The following is a 17,649-nucleotide window of genomic DNA, read 5'->3' on the forward strand; positions in this document are numbered from 1 at the left end:
TCACTTGGCGTCCGCATAGCACTCCACCACCGCCGTCGTGAACGGAAACCGCACCGGCGTCTGACCGAACGTCAGCCGCCCCGCCAGCTCCGCCGCCTCCCGGATCGCTTCCACGACCCTGGCCGCCTCCTCCTCCGGACAGTGCACGATCACCTCGTCGTGCTGGAAGAAGACCAGCTCGGCCGCCATGTCCGCGCAGGACTGGCGCAGGGCGGCGAGCAGCAGCAGGGCCCAGTCGGCCGCGCTGCCCTGGACCACGAAGTTGCGGGCGAAGCGGCCGCGGGCGCGGGCGTTGGTGGAGGCGTAACCGGGCATCCAGCCCTGCTCGGCGGGCTGTTCGGCCGGTTCGTCCTGCGGTATGCCCGCCTCGTCTCCGGTGTCGCCGTGCGCCCCGGCCGCGGGTGGGCAGGTCCGGCCCAGCCAGGTCCGTACGAGCCGCCCCTCCTCGCCCGCGCGCGCCGCGTCGTCGACGTAGGCCACCGCCCTGGGGAAGCGGCGTCTGAGTGCGGCGAGGTTCTTGAGGCCGTCGCCGGAGGTCTGGCCGTAGACCGCGCCCAGCACGGCGAGTTTGGCCTGGGCCCGGTCGCCGGAGAAGGCCCGGTCGGAGACGGACTGGTAGAGGTCGGTCTCGCGTCCGGCCACCTCCATCAGACCGGGGTCGCGGGAGATGGCCGCCAGGACGCGCGGCTCCATCTGGTCGGCGTCGGCGACGACCAGCCGCCAGCCGGGGTCGGCGACGACGGCCCGCCGGATCACCTTGGGGATCTGGAGCGCGCCCCCGCCGTTGGTGACCCATCGGCCCGTGACGGTCCCGCCCGCATGGAACTCGGGCCGGAACCGCCCCTCCCGCACCCAGTCCTGGAGCCAGGACCAGCCGTGGGCGACCCAGATCCGGTACAGCTTCTTGTACTCGATCAGCGGCTTCACGGCCGGATGGTCGACGGACTCGATCTCCCAGCGCCGGGTGGAGCGCACCTTGATCCCGGACTGCGCGAAGGCCTTGACGACGTCGGCCGGGAGGTCGGGCCGCACCCGGCGTCCGAAGGCCGCGGACACCTCGTCGGCCAGCTCGGCCAGGCGGCGGGGCTCGCCACCGCCCGCGTACCGCTCGCCGAGCAGTTCGTGCAGCACCTGCCGGTGCACCTCGGCGCTCCACGGCAGCCCGGCGCCGTTCATCTCCGCCGCCACCAGCATCCCCGCCGACTCGGCCGCGGTCAGCAGCCGCATGCGGTCGGGGTGGGCGGTCGCGTCGTGCCGGCGCTGCTGCTCGGCGTACACCTCCACGAGGTCGGACAGCGGCAGAGGGATGGTGCGGGGCTCGAAGAGGGAGGACTGTAATCCTGGTTCGGCCGAGCGCTGGGGCGGGTCGGCCGGTACCGGGCCGCCGCGCAGCCGGGCCAGGGCGGCCGCCGCCGAGTGGGGTTCGCCGTACCGCCCCTCGTGGCCGAGGAGCAGGGTCTCGGCGTCCTCGATGTCGTAACACCGCTCCACTCGAACCCCCGCGGCGAGCAGGCGCGGATACACCTCGGCCGTGGACCGCCACACCCACCGGCCGACCTCGGGCCGCCCCCGCACTGCCTCGGCCAGGTCCCGCTCCCGCCGCACCGGCCCGGCGGGCAGCCCGTCAGGACCGAGGGGGGCGAGCTCCACGCCACCGTCCTCGGCCGGAGCGAGTGCCCAGCGGTCGGTCATGGTTGCGAGTGTGGCAGGAGGGTCTGACAGTGAGGCCCGGGCTCAGGCCGGCGGGGCCTGGAGATAGCCCTCCAGCAGCCTGGCCAGCTCGGACTCCACCGGCTCCTTCTCGATCCCGAGGCCGGCCAGGACCCCGCTGCCGTGCTCGAACTCCAGCAGGGCCAGCAGGATGTGCTCGGTGCCGATGTAGTTGTGGCCCAGGCGCAGGGCTTCCCGGAAGGTGAGCTCCAGGACCTTCTTCGCGTCCGAGGAGTACGGCACCAGTTCCGGGCCTTCCTCGGCGGCGGGCGGCAGCGCGGCCTGCGCCGCCGCCCGGACCGCGTCCAGGGAGATGCCCTGGGCGACGATCGCCTTGGCGGCCAGGCCGTCCGGTTCGGCGAGCAGGCCGAGGACCAGATGGGCGGGCACCACCTCGGTGTGCGGGGCGGCCTTGGCCTCGTTGTGCGAGGTCATCACCACGTTGCGGGCGCGCAGGGTGTACCGGCCGAAGCCCTGGTTGGGGTCGAGATCGGTCGACTCCTTCGGTACGAACCGCTTCTGCGCGGCCTGCCGGGTGACGCCCATGCTCTGGCCGATGTCGGTCCAGGAGGCGCCCGAGCGGCGGGCCTGGTCGACGAAGTGGCCGATCAGGTGGTCGGCCACCTCGCCGAGGTGGTCCGCGGCGATCACCGCGTCCTGGAGCTGGTCGAGGGGCTCGGAGTGGACCTTCTTGATGGCCGCGATGAGGTCGTCGAGACGCACGGATGACGTGGTGGGGTTCGGGTTCGTCGACATGTGTCAACCGTAGGTTGACAGCGAAAGGGTGTCAACCTTGAGTTGACAGTCGGATCGCCAGCCCCGTGAAGACCGTGCCGGTGAAGATGTTCAGCCCCCGCGCCACCCGCCGACTGCGCCGCAACAGGGCGGAGAGCTTCCCGGACAGCAGCCCCACCGAGCCGTCCACCACGAACCCCATGACCGTGATCGTCAGCCCGAGGACCAGGAACTGCTCGCGGACATGGCCCAGGTCCGGGTCCACGAACTGCGGCAGGAAGGCCACGTTGAAGAGGATCACCTTGGGGTTGAGCAGATTGGTCACGGCCCCCTGCCAGAAGGCCCGTCGCCGCCCGGGCTCCGCCGCCCCGCCCTCCCCGGCCGGCTCCCCGCGGTCCCGGAAGGCCTTCACCGCCAGGTAGAGCAGATAGGCCGCGCCCGCCCAGCGCAGCGCGTGGTACAGGGCCGGCAACGACAGGAACAGCGCCGACAGGCCGAGCGCGGCGGCCACCGTGTGCACGAACATCGCGCAGGCCACCCCGGCCGCCGCCAGCACACCGGTCCGTGGCCCGCCCCGGCCGCCCATCGCCACGATGAACATCATGTCGGGGCCGGGAGTGACACAGAGAGCGAAGGCGGCGACGAGGAAGGCCGCGTACGAAGACAAGTCCACCATGGGGCCATGCTCGAAACCGCGGGGGAGCGGAGCGAGCGAGTTTCGGGGAGTGAGACGAGTCCCGGGAAACGCCGTGCGGAGCCCGGGTGGACGGTGGTTGACTCGGCTGCCATGACCACAACCACGACGCCGTCCGGTACGGGTCCCACCGAAGCCTCCGCGTCAACTCCCGTCCCCGTCATGGACGTTCCGGCGATCGTGGACGAGACGGCCCGGCTGCTCACCGAGCACTACGTCTTCCCGGAGGTCGCCGAACAACTGGCGGCCCTGCTGCGCCGACGGCTGGCCGAGGGGACGTACGACGTCGGGACCGCCGAGGAACTCGGCGGCCTGGTCAGCGCGGACCTGCGGTCGGTGAACGGCGACCCGCACCTGCGCCTCGTCCACCACCCGGACCGGGTGCCGCAGGGCAGGGGCGAGGCCGCCGCGGCCGCGATGCGCCGCAAGTTCGACACCTCCCTGGGCGGCGTCCCGCGCGTGCAACTCCTCGACGGCGGCACCGCGCTCCTCGAACTCGCCCCGCTCCTCTTCCCGCTCGACTGGTCGGCCGAGCCGCTCACCGCGGCGCTCACCCTGGTCGCCCGCGCCGACGCCCTGGTCCTGGACCTCAGGTCCAACGTCGGCGGCGACCCGGACACCGTCTCCTTCGTCTGCAGCCACCTCCTGGACGAGCGCACCCACCTGAACACCCTGTACGCGCGCGTGGGCGACCGTTACGACCAGTACTGGACCCAGCCGCACGTCCCCGGCGCCCGCTACGGCGGTACCAAGCCCCTCTACGTCCTCACCGGGTCCAGCACCTTCTCCGCCGCCGAGGAACTGGCCTACGACCTCCAGCAACTGGGCCGCGCGACAGTGGTCGGCGAACCGACCCGCGGCGGCGCCCACCCCCGCGAGGGCTGGACCGTCCACCCCAACCTGGAGGCCACCATCCCGGTGGCCCGGGCGATCAACCCGATCTCCGGCACCAACTGGGAGGGCACCGGCGTCATCCCGGACGTCCAGTGCCCGGCGGCCGAGGCGGCCGACCGGGCGACGACACTGATCGCAGCCGGACGCAGCCCGCTGACCGGCAGCCGGACGTAGCCGCTGACCCGCAGCCGCACCCTCAGACCCGCGCAGCTGCGGGCAGTCGTGCCGCTGGGGCGGCACCCGACCCAAAGAAAGCGGCACCCCGCAAGCGCGGGCGAGCGAAACCCCGGTACGCCGACCCCCACGCCCCGCACCCCTCCGACCGACCTCCCGCACCCCCCGGCCGGCCCGAGCGCCGCGCCCCGCTGTCAGTCGCCCATGGCACGATCGAGGTGTGAGCAGCAGTACGCCCAACACCGTCGAGCGAGCCTTCGAGGCCGCCCTGTACGCCGAGTCCGACTCCGCCCTGGACACCGGCGCCTCCATGCTGGCCGCAGACCCCGACGCGGACGGCGAACTCGACCGCAGGGGACGGGAGTTCGTGGCCTCGGCCTGGTCCCGCGGCTGGCAGCCCGCCGACGTGATCCGCATCGTGCGCCGCGAGCTGGACGACGTACATCTGGTCCTCGCGTCCACCCTGATCCGCGCACAGCAGCAGGACGACCGCCCGCGCGGCCCCCGCTGGACCGGACAGCTGGACGACCTCGCGGCCGAGGCCGCCGAAGCAGCCGCGGCCGGCAAGCCGCCCCGCACCGACCGCTTCTCGCACGCCACCGCGGTCCTGGAGCTGTACCGCCTGCTGCTCCGCCTGCCCACGCTGGAACCGCTGGACGAGCCCACCCGGCACTTCGCGACCCCGTCCGAGTCCCGCATGCTCACCCGTATCCGCGCGCTGCTCGCCAAGGCCGAGGCGACCGGCTTCCCGGAGGAGGCGGAGGCGCTCACCGCCAAGGCGCAGGAGCTGTCGGCCCGGCACAGCATCGACGAGGCGCTGCTCGCGGCCCGGGCGCCCGCGAAGGACGCCCCGGGCGCCTGCCGCATCGGTGTCGAGCCGCCGTACGAGCAGGCCAAGGCGGTGCTGCTGGACGCGGTCGCCACCGCCAACCACTGCCGGACGGTGTGGAACGAGCAGCTCTGCTTCTCGACGGTCGTCGGTTTCGAGGCCGACCTGGAGGCCGTCGAACTGCTCCACACCTCGCTGCTCGTGCAGGCCACGCGCGCGATGACGAAGGCGGAGGCGGCGCAGCGGGCCGGCGGACGGGGCCGTACCAAGACCTTCCGGCAGTCCTTCCTCGCGGCCTACGCCCACCGGATAGGCACCCGCCTCAGGGCCGCCGCCGAGACCCAGGTGACCGACGACCTGCTCCCGGTGCTGGCCTCCCGCGAGGTCGCGGTCACGGCACAGACGGACCACCTGTTCCCGAGCACGACCACGACCCGCCTGCGCGGCGTGACCGACGAGGCGGGCTGGACGGAGGGCGCCGATGCAGCGGACCGGGCCCAGGTGGGCACCCGGCCACGGCTGCCGTGAGGGGTGGCCCGGTCACTCGCGGGCCGCGGTGAAGCGGGTCGTCGGCCGCCGACTGCCGTAAAGCGGCTCGTCAGTCGCCCGCCCCCGTGAACCGCTCGTCAGTCGCCCGCCTGCGTGAACGGCGTGACCGAGGCGTTCGGCTCGTTCCCGTCGCCCTTGACCGCGACCTCGCCGTACGACCACTTGAAGCTCTGGACGTCGGTGGAGTCGGGCAGGGCGAACTTCGCGGTCTTCACCGGAAGGCTCTTCTTGCCGCCCGTCTCGCCGCGGGTGTAGGTGATCGTGAAGGAGGCCGTCGCGTCCTTGGCGAGCGTCAGCTTCCCGGGCGTCGCGGCCTTGTCGGTCGGGACGGTCGTGGAGACGTTGCCGGCGTAGAGGTCGACCGCCGGGAAGCCCTTGATCGTGCATTTCGTGCCGCGGTTGGTGATCGTGACGGTCACGTTCCCGGTGTCCCCGGCAGCCGGCGCGGCGCTCGCGGTGACGTCCACGCCGACCGAGTCCAGCGTGCACGCGTCGCCGGTCTTCTTCGCGGCGCCGTCGTCACCGCCGTTGTCGTCGCAGGCGGTCAGGAGCAGGGCCGCGGCGAGGGCGGCGACGGTGACGTGGGTGGCGCGCATGGGGGTCCTTGGGTGCTTCGGGGCGTGACGCCGCGGATCGAGTCCCTTGATCATCACGTACGGATCCGTCAACCGGCGAAACGGCTACTGCCCGAGACTGGCCGTGGGCAGGCCCGTCGGCAGCTTCCCGCCCTCCGACTTGGTGAACGTCTCCTTGCCGAGACTCCCCGACCAAGTGACCGTCATCGACTTGCTGTTGACGGAGTCGACCATCCCGGTCGCCCGGTCCTTGCTGCCGTCCGTGCAGGTGAGGTGGACCATCTGCATCCCGGCCTCCTTGCCCGCGGTGCCGCTGCACACCGAGCCGCCGGTCGAGAAGAGGCCGGCCTGCTTGCCGGTGACCACCAGGGCCACGGCCTTGCCGCCGGTCGTGGCGAGCCAGTTGCCCTGGAGGCCGTCGGACGCGGCCGTCGCCTCGCCGCTGCTGCCGCCGGTGTCCGCGGTGGCGGTCGCCGAGGCGCTCGGGCTCGCGGAGGAGTCGTCGTCGGAGCCGCCGCCGCTGCACCCGGTCAGCACGAGCGCACCGGTCAGCCCCGCGGCGGCGGCCGCGATCCGCAGCTGCCGGCGCGACACCGTGCGGGCGGGACGCGTGAAGGTCGCCGAAGTCACTGGAAGCTCCCAAGCTGTAGCGGGCCGAGACCGGAACGCCGGACCGCACGGCCCGGGCGACCGCAGCAAGCTACCAGCCCCACCCGTCCCGCCCATGGGAAGCACCTGTGAGGCTTACCTGGAGGACTCGCGCACCCCAGGCCGACTCACGCCCGCCGGCCCCCTCCCCTTACCAGGACGACTTGCGCACCCCCGGCAGGAACCCCGCATGCGCCTGCTCCCGAACCCCCACCCGCGACAGCCCGAACGCCCGGAAATACCCCCGCGGCCGCCCGTCCACCTGATCCCGGTTCCGTACCCGCGTGGCGCTCGCGTCGCGCGGCTGGCGGCGCAACTCCCGCTGCGCGGCCAGCCGTTCCGGCTCCGACGACGTCGGCCGCCGGATGATCTCCTTCAGCTCGGCGCGCCGCTCCGCGTACCGCGCGACGACCTCCTGCCGCTTCTCGTTCTTCGCGATCTTGCTCTTCTTCGCCATCAGACCCGCACCCCCCGCGCCCGGATCCGCGCCACGGCGGCCTCGACGCCGATCGCGTCGACGGTCTTGATCCCCTTCGCGCTCAGCCGCAGCCGCACATGCCGCCCCTCACTGGGCAGCCAGTACCGCTTGCTCTGGATGTTCGGGTCGAAGCGGCGCGAAGTCCGCCGGTGGGAGTGGGAGATGCGGTTGCCGAAGCCGGGCTGCGCCCCGGTCAGCATGCAGTGCGCGGACATTGGGTGACGTACCTCTCCTGAGTCGATTCCTGAAGCCCTGTCGCTAATGGAATTCATTTTCAGTAAGGTACCAGCATGGCTCGCAACGAACTCCGCCCGGTCGTCAGGCTCCGGTCGACGGCCGGCACCGGCTACACCTACGTGACCCGCAAGAACCGCCGCAACGACCCGGACCGCATGACGCTCCGCAAGTACGACCCGGTCGCCGGCCGCCACGTCGACTTCCGAGAGGAGCGCTGAACCGCCGCCATGCGCAAGGGAATCCACCCGTCCTACGGCCCCGTCGTCTTCCGCGACCGCGCCGCGAGGCACGCCTTCCTCACCCGCTCGACGATGACGAGCGAGAAGACGATCGAGTGGGAGGACGGCAACACCTACCCGGTCGTCGACGTCGAGATCTCGAACGTCAGCCACCCCTTCTACACAGGCACCGCCCGCGTCCTGGACACGGCCGGCCGTGTCGAGCGCTTCGAGCGCCGGTACGGGAAGCGGGGCGGGGCGTGAGCCTGTCGGTGGTGATCGTCGCCGGGCTGCACGCCGATGCCCGCAGGGCGACGGTCGCCCACCTGCTGGCCGAGGTGCCGGGCAGCGTCGTACTCCACCACGACCTGGCAACCGCCGCGGCGGGCACGGTCGTCCGCACGGTCCGCGACGCGACCGGCGTCCTGTCCGCCGGCGAGACGCCCCTGGTCAACGACTGCGCGTGCTGCGCCCTGCGCGAGGACCTGGTCCCCGAGCTGCGCCGCCTCGCCGCGGCCGGCACGACCCGGCTCGCGATCGTCGAACTCTGGGACTCCGTCGAGCCCAAGGCGATGACGGAGGTGGTGGCGGTCGGCGGCCTCACCGTCACCGGCGTGATCACCGCCGTCGACCCGGCCCTGGTCCTGCCCTGTCTCGGCAACGGCGACGACCTCGCCGAGCGCGGCCTGGCCGCGGCCGCCACCGACCAGCGCACGGTCGCCGACACCTTCGCCCGCCAACTGGAGTACGCCCCCGTCCTCGCCGTGACCGACTCGCCGGAGGCCGACGAGGAGGACCGTGAACTCCTCGCCCAACTGCACCCGACGGCCCGCCAGGTCCCGGTGCCGGCCGACCACCCTGAGGCGGGCGCATCCGCACCTGCATCCGCAATTGCACCGACCCGACGACAGCCTCACCGGCCCGCCTCCCCGTCGGTCTTCCCGCCGGCCTCCCCGCTGGCCCGAGCCGCCCTGGCCGGCTTCGACGTCGAGTCGGCCGCCGCCGCCCAGCACCCCGCCTGTGCCCTGCTCCCCGTCGAGGCCGATGCCCACGGCGTCGGCACCCTCGTATGGCATCGGGACCGTCCGTTCCACCCGGAGCGGCTGTACGCGGCGCTGGAGGAGCTGACCTGTGCGGCCGCGCGCAGCCGGGGCCGGTTCTGGCTCGCCGACAAGACCGACACGCTGCTGCACTGGGACGCGGCCGGTGGGGCGCTCTGCGTGGAGGGCGCCGGACCGTGGCTCGCGTCCCTGCCCGACGCGGCCTGGGACCTGGTCCCGCCCGTGCGCCGGGCCGCCGCCGCGCTGGACTGGCATCCCGCGCACGGCGACCGCTGCCAGCACCTCGTCTTCACCTCGCCCGGCCTCGACCGCGCCGGACTCGAACACCTGCTGGAGTCCTGCCTGTTGACCGACGCCGAGTACGCCGCCGGGCGCGACGCCTGGAAGCGGCTGCCGCCCGCCTTCGACACCCTCCTGGAGGTCTGAACCCCATGGCCCGCATGGCTCGCAAGAACGACCGCAAGTCCGCGAAGAGCCGGCCCAATCCGCTGGATGCGGCCGACGTGACCTACATCGACTACAAGGACACCGATCTCCTGCGGAAGTTCATCTCCGACCGCGGCAAGATCCGCAGCCGCCGCGTCACCCGCGTCACGGCTCAGCAGCAGCGCCTGCTGGCCCGAGCGATCAAGAACGCGCGGGAGATGGCCCTGCTGCCGTACTCCAGTCGCTGAGTCGACCCGTCAACGCCATAGGTAGGAGATTCCCTACGTTTGACATGTAGGGAATCTCCTACCTATCGTCGTGCCCATGAACATCACCCACGCCTCCTTCGTCACCCTCCCCGTCTCCGACCAGGACCGAGCCCTGCGCTTCTACCGGGACCTCCTCGGCTTCGAGGTCACCGCCGACCTGGATCTTCCGCAGGGCCGCTGGCTCCAGGTGGCCCCCAAGGGCGCGCAGACCGTCTTCACGCTCTCCGGTCCGGGGATGGGCGATTTCGTGGCCGGATCGGCGCGAGGGATCATGTTCGTGACGACCGATGTCGACGCGGACTGTGCGCGGCTCGCGGAGGCGGGCGTCGCGGTGGAGGGGCCCGGCGGGTTTCCGTGGGGCCGGATGGCCTCCTTCGCGGACCCCGACGGCAACGGTCTGATGCTGCTCACGGAGGCACACCAGTAGGAAGGCCCGCATGACCGGAGCCGGGGCCCGCGAGGCCGTCGAGGACCGTGTCTTCGCCGCGCTCGCCAACACCACCCGCCGCGAGGTGCTGCGGCTGCTGCGCGACGGCGGCCCGCAGCCCGTGCAGGCCCTGGCCGACCACTTCGACATGCGCCGCCCCAGCCTCTCCGAACACCTCAAGGTGCTCCGGGACGCCGGCCTGGTCTCCGAGGAGCGCTCCGGCCGACAGCGCATCTACCGCCTGGAGGCGGCCCCGCTTGCCGAGGTGCAGGACTGGCTCCATCCGTACGAGCGGTTCTGGCGCGAGCGAATGAAGGGCCTCGGCGAGCTGCTCGACCGTATGCCCGGCGATGACGCGCCATGAGCACCGAACCGAGCCCCGAACCCACCGGTGAACCGGCCGGCGAGCCCGCCGACGACCTCACCGTCATCCGCGTCGACCAGTTCCTCCCGCACTCGCCCGCCAAGGTCTGGCGCGCCCTCACTGAGCCCGAGCTGCTCGTGCAGTGGCAGATGCAGGGGTCCGAGGACTTCCGTCTGGAAGTCGGTCACCGCTATCGGCTGACCTCCGTACCCAGGCCCAACACCGACTTCTCCGGCGCCGTGGACGTGCAGGTCCTCGCCTACGACATCGAGCGGATGCTCTCCGTCCGCTGGGCCGACGCCGATCCGGCCCGTCCCGCGGACTGGACCATCACGTGGACGCTGGAACATGAGGGGCGCGGTACGCGTCTCTTCCTAGTGCACGAGGGATTCGACCCCGATGACCCGGCACAGCTGATGGCCCGGAAGATCATGGACGGCGGCTGGCGCTCGCATGTCCTGCGGGCATTGGGGCAGACGCTGGATCGACTCCGGTAAAGGGGTCGTCAAGGCCGTCGGAGCTGTAACCGAGGGACCACCCCCCGTGCACGTGCATCTGCTCATGCAGATGCACGTGAACAGGGCTATGATCCGGATCAGTTGACCACTGCATCAATGGCCCCAAGGCCACCGCACCACACGGGAGCGACCTGTGGACCACGACGTGTACAACGGCATGGCAGCCACGGAGCTGAACGGGGTGGCCTGGCAGAAGAGCCGGCACAGCAACTCGCAGGGTTCCTGCGTGGAGTTCGCCCGGCTGCCCGGCGGTGACGTGGCCGTACGCAACTCCCGCTTCCCCGACGGCCCCGCGCTGGTCTACACGCGCGCGGAGATCGTGGCGATGCTCGCGGGCGTCAAGGACGGCGAGTTCGACCACCTCGTGGGCGGCTGACGGTCCGCTCCGGGGCCGGTGACGTAACGCGCGTAGAAACGCGGCGCGGAAAAACGCCGCGGTGCCTCACTCGGTGCTGTCCGCGGCCCCGGCCTGCGGGTTCGGCAGCCGGAACAGCGCCCAGACCACCTTGCCGCCGAGGGTGCCCGCGAGCGGGTGCCAGCCCCAGCCGTCGGCGAAGGAGTCGACCAGGAACAGGCCGCGGCCCGACTCCGCCGAGAAGTCCTCGGTCTCGCGCTCGACCGGGCTCTCCTGGCTGGGGTCGCGCACCGCGCACACCAGCCGCTCGGTCCAGCGCATCAGGTGCAGCCGTACGGACGGGGTCTGCTCGACCGTGCAGACGGCACCGGCCGGCAGCGCGTGCCGCAGGGCGTTGGTGACGAGTTCGGAGACCACCAGACATATGTCGTCGAAGCGGTCGCCCATGTCCCACTGGTCCAGTGTTCTGCGGGTGAAGAGTCTCGCCTCGCGCACCGCTTCGTAGCGGGCGGGCAGAGCACACGACGCGGCGTTGGACACGGCCGCGGGATCCAGCGGCGGAAGGCCCTGCCGTAACGGCTCGAGCATGGTCGATCCATTCGTCCCCATGCGAGGCACTCCCGGGAATTCGCGGTCGTTGCGATGCAGCGGTTGCGCGGGACCATGGTTTCGGATGTGGGGTGCAGATGCAAGGTGCAGATGCACGTGCACGTGACCGATATGGAGGCTCCCGTACCGTTTGTTGGTCATTTTTTCCGCCAACTTCCCTCTCCCTACTTGCCAACTCCTTCCCGGTTCCTGTGCAGAATCTTTGGGTTCTTTCCTTCTCTGTAATCGGACGAGTACTGCTCGGAGTGTTTTAGTGGCAGACTTCGGCCCCTGAAGGCGTTGGGGAGGCTGACGAACGTGAGCGTGGGAGAGCCCGGATCGGTGGTGCGGCGGATGCTGCTCGGCTCGCAACTCAGGCGGCTGCGTGAGGCTCGTGGCATCACGCGCGAGGCCGCGGGGTACTCGATCCGCGCGTCCGAGTCGAAGATCAGCCGGATGGAGCTCGGCCGGGTGAGCTTCAAGACGCGGGACGTCGAGGACCTGTTGACGCTGTACGGCATCACCGACGAGGTGGAGCGGACCTCGCTCCTCTCCCTCGCCCGGGAGGCCAACGTGGCCGGTTGGTGGCACAGTTACTCGGACGTCCTGCCGAGCTGGTTCCCCACCTATGTGGGCCTGGAGGGCGCGGCGTCGCTGATCCGGGCGTACGAGGTGCAGTTCGTGCACGGGCTGCTGCAGACCGAGGCGTATGCACGTGCGGTCGTCAAACGCGGCATGAAGGGCGCGAGCACCGCCGAGATCGAGAAGAGGGTGGCGGTCCGTCTGGAGCGCCAGAAGTACCTCGTCTCCGAGAACGCCCCCGACTTCCACATCGTCCTCGACGAGGCCGCGCTGCGCCGCCCGTACGGCGACCGCGAGGTGATGCGCGGTCAGCTCCAGCACCTGATCGAGGTCTCCACGCATCCGAACGTGCGGCTCCAGATCATGCCGTTCGGCTTCGGCGGTCACTCGGGCGAGAGCGGCGCCTTCACGATCCTCTCCTTCACCGAGTCCGACCTGACCGACGTCGTCTACCTGGAGCAGCTCACCAGCGCCCTCTACCTGGACAAGCGCGAGGACGTCACCCAGTACGAGAAGGCGCTCAAGGAACTCCAGCAGGACAGCCCCGGTCCGGACGAGAGCCGCGATCTTCTACGAGGTCTCCTCCAACTCTCCTAGGGTTCTCCCCATAAGTTCGCTCAGAGTCCCCAACTCACAGACGTCGCAAGTACGATGACGTGTGATCAGACCGTGACTCGATCGATGTCGATCGTGTGTCTGCTAGTGATTTGGGGATCACATGTCGTCGTACTTCACCGACCTGGCCCAGCAGTACATCGACGGTGAGTGGCGCCCGGGCACAGGCTCCTGGGACATCATCGACTTCAACCCGTACGACGGCGAGAAGCTGGCGTCGATCACGATAGCCACGGTCGACGAGGTCGACGACGCCTACCAGGCGGCCGCGAAGGCCCAGAAGCAGTGGGCGAAGACGAACCCCTACGCCCGCCGCGCCGTCCTGGAGAAGGCGCTGCGCCTGATAGAGGAGCGCGAGCAGGAGATCACCGAGGTGATCATCGCCGAGCTCGGCGGCACCTATCTGAAGGCCGGCTTCGAACTGCACCTCGCCAAGGAGTTCCTGCGCGAGTCGATCCAGTGGGCGCTGCGCCCCGAGGGCAAGATCATCCCCTCGCCGGTGGACGGCAAGGAGAACCGCCTCTACCGCGTCCCGGTCGGCGTGGTCGGCGTGATCAGCCCCTTCAACTTCCCCTTCCTGCTGTCGATCAAGTCGGTCGCCCCGGCCCTCGCGCTCGGCAACGGCGTCGTCCTGAAGCCCCACCAGAACACCCCGATCACCGGCGGCTCCCTGGTCGCGAAGCTCTTCGAGGACGCGGGCCTGCCCGGCGGCCTCCTGAACGTCGTCATCACCGACATAGCCGAGATCGGCGACGCCTTCATCGAGCACCCGGTCCCCAAGGTCATCTCCTTCACCGGCTCCGACAAGGTCGGCCGCCACGTCGCCACGGTCTGCGCCGCGAACTTCAAGCGCTCGGTCCTCGAACTCGGAGGCAACAGCGCCATCGTGGTCCTCGACGACGCGGACATCGACTACGCGGTCGACGCGGCGGTCTTCAGCCGGTACGTCCACCAGGGCCAGGTCTGCATGGCCGCCAACCGCGTCCTCGTCGACCGCTCGATCGCCGACGAGTTCACCGAGAAGTTCGTCGCCAAGGTGAAGACGCTCAAGGTGGGCGATCCGAGCGACCCGACCACGGTCATCGGCCCGGTCATCAACTCCTCGCAGGCGGAGGCCATTTCGGGCGTCGTCGACCAGGCCGTCACCGAGGGCGCCACCGCCCTGCTGCGCGGCGCGACCAACGACAACCTCATCGAGCCGTCCGTCCTCACCGACGTCCCCGCCGACTCCGCCCTGCTGCGCCAGGAGGTCTTCGGCCCGGTCGCCTTCCTGATCCCCTTCGACGGCGAGGACGAGGCGGTCCGCATCGTCAACGACACGCCGTACGGCCTGAGCGGCGCCGTCCACACGGGCGACGTCGAGCGCGGCGTCGCCTTCGCCAAGCAGATCGACACGGGCATGTTCCACGTCAACGACGGCACCGTCCACGACGAGCCCCTCGTCCCCTTCGGCGGCGAGAAGAACTCGGGCATCGGCCGCCTGAACGGCGAGGGCACGGTCGAGTGCTTCACCACCCAGAAGTGGATCTCGGTACAGCACGGGCGCAGCGGCTTCCCGTTCTAGCTTCTTGATTACGTCGTCGTAGCCGGGCCATTGAGGACAGAATCTGACCTCAATGGCCCGTAGCTTCGTCGGTGTCGGGGGAAAGCCCCCGGTCCCGATGAAAGGCGGCGGTCATGGTCACTCACGTTCCCGCGGAGGCGCAGGGCGACGAGCGCGGAGCACTGCTCGCGTTCATCGAGGAGCAGCGCGGCGGCATCCGCAGGGCGCTGCTCGGGCTGACCGAGGAGCAGGCGGCGAGCAGGCCCAGCGCCAGTGAGCTGTCCCTCTCCGGGCTGCTCAAGCACGTCGCCGAGGTCGAGCAGAGCTGGATCGCCCGCGCCAAGCAGGAACCGCCGGCGATCGAGCGGGACCAGACCAACTGGCACGAGACCTTCCAGCTCGTCGACGGCGAGAGCGTCGAGTCCCAGCTCGCGTACTGGGAGAAGGTCGCCGCCGAGACCGAGGCGTACATCCGCTCGGTGCCGAGCCTCGACGACACCTTCCCGCTCCCGGACCAGCCCTGGTTCCCGCCGGAGGGCCGCGTCTCCGTCCGCTGGGTCTGTCTGCACCTGATCCGCGAGACGGCCCGGCACGCCGGCCACGCCGACATCATCCGGGAGTCCCTGGACGGCGCCACCGCCTTCGAGCTGGTCGCCAAAGAGCAGGGCACGACCTGGGGCTGACGTCAAGGGCCATACGCTGGCCCCATGTCAGCGATCCGTCTCCTCGTGCTCGGCGCGGTCCGCCAGCACGGGCGGGCCCACGGCTACCAGGTGCGCAACGACCTGGAGTACTGGGGCGCGCACGAGTGGTCCAACGCCAAGCCCGGCTCGATCTACCACGCGCTCAAGCAGATGGCGAAGCAAGGGCTGCTGCACGCGCACGAGATCGCGCCGTCCACGGCCGGCGGCCCGCCGCGCACGGAGTACGAGATCACCGGCGCGGGCACCGAGGAGTACTTCCGGCTGGTCAGGGAGTCGCTGACCTCCTACGACCAGAAAATGGACGTGAAGTCGGCCGCCATCGGCTGCATGGTCGACCTGCCGCGCGCCGAGGTGGTCTCCCTCCTGAAGGAGCGGATCCGCCGCATCGAGGAGTGGCGCGCGGCCGTCCTCGCGGACTACGTCCCCGAGGACGGCCCCGAACAGCTGGGCCACATCGGCGAGATCATGAACCTCTGGATCCACACGGCCGACGCCGAGGCCGAGTGGACCCAGGGGCTCATCGGCCGGGTCGAGGGCGGGGCGTACACCTTCGCGGGGAGGGCGAGCCGTTCGTCGGGGTCCTCGTGGAGGGCCAGGAGAACCCGTACGCCACGGGGGAGCGGCACCCGGGGATGTCGGCTAATCAAGTTTGATCAGTATCCCGATCGTGAGGGAGCGGCAGTGGCTGACGCGGCGATCACGGTCGACGGAGCACGCAAGAACTACGGCGGCAAACCCGCACTGGACGGGCTCGACCTCACGGTCGCCCGCGGCACGGTGCACGGCTCCCCGGCCGAATTCCTGGCCGCGATGGGCCTGTTGCTGCTGTTCCGGTTCGCCATGCTGTGGATCGGCATCCAGCTGGCCCTGGTCGCCGGGAAGCCGGAGCTGGTGCAGGCCGTGCAGATCCTGGTCTGGCCGGTCGGCTTTCTGTCCAACGCCTTCGCGACCCCCGACTCCATGCCGGACTGGCTCGGCCTGCTCGCGGTGTTCTTCCCGCCGGCCGTACGGAGGTTCGCCCGCCCGGGCCGCTGACCCGTCAGTGATGGAAGCCGGTGGCCGCCCCCTTGTCCCCGGTCAGCGGGTGCGGCTGTCGGCGCAGCTCCGGGAGCAGCAGGCTCAGGTCTTCCACGAACAGGTCCGCGAGATCCTCCGAGAAGCCGTTGCGGCACACCACCCTCAGGACGGACAGGTCCTCCCGGTTGGGCGGGAAGGTGTACGCGGGCACCAGCCAGCCCTTCTCGCGCATCCGCCGGGACACGTCGAAGACGTCGTACGACTCGACGCCCGGCGCCGTGGTGAAGGCGAACACGGGCAGTTCGTCGCCCTTGGTGAGGAGCCTGAAGTCGCCGAGCGCCTCGACGCGTCCGGCGATGCTCCGGGCCACGTCCCGGGTGGTCTGCTGCACGGCCCGGTATCCCTCGCGGCCCAGCCGCAGGAACGTGTAGTACTGCGCTACCACCTGGGCGCCGGGGCGGGAGAAGTTGAGCGCGAAGGTCGGCATGTCGCCGCCCAGGTAGTTGACCCGGAAGACGAGTTCCTCCGGCAGCGCCTCCTTGTCGCGCCACAGGGCCCAGCCGACGCCCGGGTAGACCAGCCCGTACTTGTGCCCCGAGGTGTTGATCGACGCCACGCGCGGGAGGCGGAAGTCCCACACCAGGTCCTGGTCGAGGAAGGGCGCGATCATGCCGCCGGAGGCGCCGTCGACGTGCACCGGGATGTCCAGGCCGGTGCGCGCTTGGAGGGCGTCGAGGGCCGCGCACAGGTCGGCGATGGGCTCGTACGAGCCGTCGAAGGTGGAGCCGAGGATGCCGACGACCCCGATGGTGTTCTCGTCGCACAGCTCGGCGGCGGCCTGCGGGTCGAGGTGGAAGCGGTCGCCCTCCATGGGCACCAGCCGGGGTTCGACCTCCCAGAAGTTGCAGAACTTGTCCCAGCAGACCTGGACGTTGACCCCCATCACGAGGTTCGGGCGGGCGCCCGGCTTCTGGTTCCGCTTGCTCCAGCGGCGCTTGAGGGCCATCCCGGCGAGCATGCATGCCTCGCTCGACCCGGTCGTCGAACAGCCCACGGCCGCCGCCGGATCCGGCGCGTTCCACAGATCGGCGAGCATCGCCACGCAGCGCCGCTCCAGCTCGGCGGTGCGCGGGTACTCGTCCTTGTCGATCATGTTCTTGTCCCGGCACTCCGCCATCAGGACGCCGGCCTGCGGCTCCATCCAGGTGGTGACGAACGTGGCCAGGTTCAGCCGGGAGTTGCCGTCCAGCATCAGCTCGTCGTGCACCAGCTGATACGCCGTCATCGGGGGCAGGGGAGAGTCGGGGAGGTGGTGCTTGGGTGGCGCCTGGGTCATGCCGCCGACCGGATTGGCCTCCCCGAAGAAGGGGTTGACCGAGATCGGGCGCTCGTCGGGCTTCTCGGGACCTTTGTGGAGCGGCATGGACGTGTCTCCTTGT

23 protein-coding genes and 1 pseudogene are annotated in these 17,649 nt (G+C 70.7%); 15 read left to right on the top strand and 9 right to left on the bottom strand.

Annotated elements, in window-relative coordinates; translation table 11 throughout:
- Genes ACQEWB_RS26805 through ACQEWB_RS26815 form a run of 3 tightly spaced genes read right to left on the bottom strand, consistent with a single transcriptional unit; the run spans position 1 to position 3,121 of the window.
- The gene (locus ACQEWB_RS26805) at positions 1 to 1,692 is read right to left on the bottom strand and encodes a bifunctional 3'-5' exonuclease/DNA polymerase (RefSeq protein ID WP_432835239.1); all 1,692 of its coding nucleotides are present in this window, start codon (positions 1,690 to 1,692) and stop codon (positions 1 to 3) included.
- A gap of 42 nt (positions 1,693 to 1,734) precedes the next feature.
- The gene (locus tag ACQEWB_RS26810; protein ID WP_432835241.1) at positions 1,735 to 2,466 is read right to left on the bottom strand and encodes a Clp protease N-terminal domain-containing protein; all 732 of its coding nucleotides are present in this window, start codon (positions 2,464 to 2,466) and stop codon (positions 1,735 to 1,737) included.
- 31 nt (positions 2,467 to 2,497) lie between these two features.
- Complete coding sequence (locus ACQEWB_RS26815) at positions 2,498 to 3,121, bottom strand: LysE family translocator (protein ID WP_432835243.1); 624 nt, start codon at positions 3,119 to 3,121, stop codon at positions 2,498 to 2,500.
- A gap of 111 nt (positions 3,122 to 3,232) precedes the next feature.
- Here ACQEWB_RS26815 and ACQEWB_RS26820 point away from each other — a divergent pair, with 111 nt between their 5' ends.
- Positions 3,233 to 4,207 (top strand): S41 family peptidase, encoded by a 975-nt coding sequence (locus tag ACQEWB_RS26820; protein WP_432835245.1) that lies wholly within the window; start codon positions 3,233 to 3,235, stop codon positions 4,205 to 4,207.
- Positions 4,208 to 4,427: 220 nt separating this feature from the next.
- A complete protein-coding gene (locus tag ACQEWB_RS26825) occupies positions 4,428 to 5,564 on the top strand; it encodes a DUF2786 domain-containing protein (RefSeq protein ID WP_432835247.1) in 1,137 nt (378 codons plus the stop codon).
- A 98-nt stretch (positions 5,565 to 5,662) separates the two neighbouring features.
- Here ACQEWB_RS26825 and ACQEWB_RS26830 read toward each other — a convergent pair whose 3' ends face one another.
- The 4 genes from ACQEWB_RS26830 to rpmB form a co-directional block, all read right to left on the bottom strand.
- Complete coding sequence (locus ACQEWB_RS26830) at positions 5,663 to 6,181, bottom strand: DUF4232 domain-containing protein (protein WP_432835249.1); 519 nt, start codon at positions 6,179 to 6,181, stop codon at positions 5,663 to 5,665.
- 84 nt (positions 6,182 to 6,265) lie between these two features.
- Entirely contained in the window at positions 6,266 to 6,790 is a 525-nt protein-coding gene (locus tag ACQEWB_RS26835) for a hypothetical protein (RefSeq protein ID WP_432835251.1), read from the bottom strand.
- A 169-nt stretch (positions 6,791 to 6,959) separates the two neighbouring features.
- The gene (gene rpsN, locus ACQEWB_RS26840; protein ID WP_432835253.1) at positions 6,960 to 7,265 is read right to left on the bottom strand and encodes a 30S ribosomal protein S14; all 306 of its coding nucleotides are present in this window, start codon (positions 7,263 to 7,265) and stop codon (positions 6,960 to 6,962) included.
- Positions 7,265 to 7,501 (bottom strand): 50S ribosomal protein L28, encoded by a 237-nt coding sequence (rpmB, locus tag ACQEWB_RS26845; protein WP_432835255.1) that lies wholly within the window; start codon positions 7,499 to 7,501, stop codon positions 7,265 to 7,267. The genes rpsN and rpmB overlap by 1 nt, the downstream gene beginning before the upstream one ends.
- A 75-nt stretch (positions 7,502 to 7,576) precedes the next feature.
- Here rpmB and rpmG point away from each other — a divergent pair, with 75 nt between their 5' ends.
- The 8 genes from rpmG (at position 7,577) to ACQEWB_RS26885 (ending at position 11,182) form a co-directional block, all read left to right on the top strand.
- A complete protein-coding gene (rpmG, locus tag ACQEWB_RS26850) occupies positions 7,577 to 7,741 on the top strand; it encodes a 50S ribosomal protein L33 (RefSeq protein ID WP_043502886.1) in 165 nt (54 codons plus the stop codon).
- A gap of 9 nt (positions 7,742 to 7,750) precedes the next feature.
- Positions 7,751 to 8,005, top strand: a complete 255-nt coding sequence (locus ACQEWB_RS26855; RefSeq protein ID WP_432835258.1) for a type B 50S ribosomal protein L31 — start codon at positions 7,751 to 7,753, stop codon at positions 8,003 to 8,005.
- Positions 8,002 to 9,228, top strand: coding sequence for a CobW family GTP-binding protein (locus ACQEWB_RS26860; protein WP_432835260.1), 1,227 nt, complete (start codon positions 8,002 to 8,004; stop codon positions 9,226 to 9,228). The genes ACQEWB_RS26855 and ACQEWB_RS26860 overlap by 4 nt, the downstream gene beginning before the upstream one ends.
- A 14-nt stretch (positions 9,229 to 9,242) precedes the next feature.
- Positions 9,243 to 9,476: a 30S ribosomal protein S18 gene (gene rpsR, locus ACQEWB_RS26865; protein ID WP_432844029.1), complete on the top strand. Its 234-nt coding sequence runs from the start codon at positions 9,243 to 9,245 to the stop codon at positions 9,474 to 9,476.
- A gap of 76 nt (positions 9,477 to 9,552) precedes the next feature.
- Positions 9,553 to 9,924, top strand: coding sequence for a VOC family protein (locus ACQEWB_RS26870; protein WP_432835262.1), 372 nt, complete (start codon positions 9,553 to 9,555; stop codon positions 9,922 to 9,924).
- A gap of 10 nt (positions 9,925 to 9,934) precedes the next feature.
- Positions 9,935 to 10,288 (top strand): ArsR/SmtB family transcription factor, encoded by a 354-nt coding sequence (locus ACQEWB_RS26875; RefSeq protein WP_432835264.1) that lies wholly within the window; start codon positions 9,935 to 9,937, stop codon positions 10,286 to 10,288.
- Entirely contained in the window at positions 10,285 to 10,785 is a 501-nt protein-coding gene (locus ACQEWB_RS26880; protein WP_432835266.1) for an SRPBCC family protein, read from the top strand. The genes ACQEWB_RS26875 and ACQEWB_RS26880 overlap by 4 nt, the downstream gene beginning before the upstream one ends.
- 178 nt (positions 10,786 to 10,963) lie before the next feature.
- Entirely contained in the window at positions 10,964 to 11,182 is a 219-nt protein-coding gene (locus tag ACQEWB_RS26885) for a DUF397 domain-containing protein (RefSeq protein ID WP_432844031.1), read from the top strand.
- A 66-nt stretch (positions 11,183 to 11,248) separates the two neighbouring features.
- On the opposite strand, the gene ACQEWB_RS26890 is transcribed toward ACQEWB_RS26885, so the two are convergent.
- On the bottom strand, positions 11,249 to 11,770 hold the full coding sequence (locus ACQEWB_RS26890; protein ID WP_432835268.1) for an ATP-binding protein: 522 nt from the start codon (positions 11,768 to 11,770) through the stop codon (positions 11,249 to 11,251).
- 333 nt (positions 11,771 to 12,103) lie between these two features.
- On the opposite strand from ACQEWB_RS26890, the gene ACQEWB_RS26895 reads away from it, so the two are divergent.
- From ACQEWB_RS26895 to ACQEWB_RS26915, 5 genes and pseudogenes are all read left to right on the top strand, one after another.
- On the top strand, positions 12,104 to 12,928 hold the full coding sequence (locus ACQEWB_RS26895) for a helix-turn-helix domain-containing protein (RefSeq protein WP_432844033.1): 825 nt from the start codon (positions 12,104 to 12,106) through the stop codon (positions 12,926 to 12,928).
- A 121-nt stretch (positions 12,929 to 13,049) separates the two neighbouring features.
- Entirely contained in the window at positions 13,050 to 14,510 is a 1,461-nt protein-coding gene (locus tag ACQEWB_RS26900) for an aldehyde dehydrogenase family protein (protein ID WP_432835270.1), read from the top strand.
- Between the two features lie 113 nt (positions 14,511 to 14,623).
- Entirely contained in the window at positions 14,624 to 15,172 is a 549-nt protein-coding gene (locus ACQEWB_RS26905; protein ID WP_432835272.1) for a DinB family protein, read from the top strand.
- 24 nt (positions 15,173 to 15,196) lie between these two features.
- Positions 15,197 to 15,846, top strand: a pseudogene (locus tag ACQEWB_RS26910) (PadR family transcriptional regulator).
- 28 nt (positions 15,847 to 15,874) lie between these two features.
- Positions 15,875 to 16,228: a hypothetical protein gene (locus ACQEWB_RS26915; RefSeq protein ID WP_432835274.1), complete on the top strand. Its 354-nt coding sequence runs from the start codon at positions 15,875 to 15,877 to the stop codon at positions 16,226 to 16,228.
- Between the two features lie 4 nt (positions 16,229 to 16,232).
- Here ACQEWB_RS26915 and ACQEWB_RS26920 read toward each other — a convergent pair whose 3' ends face one another.
- Complete coding sequence (locus ACQEWB_RS26920; protein ID WP_432835276.1) at positions 16,233 to 17,633, bottom strand: glutamate decarboxylase; 1,401 nt, start codon at positions 17,631 to 17,633, stop codon at positions 16,233 to 16,235.
- Positions 17,634 to 17,649 lie beyond the last annotated feature (16 nt).

Origin of the sequence: Streptomyces sp. CA-249302 (assembly GCF_050936785.1) — a bacterium.
Taxonomy (GTDB): Bacteria; Actinomycetota; Actinomycetes; order Streptomycetales; family Streptomycetaceae; genus Streptomyces.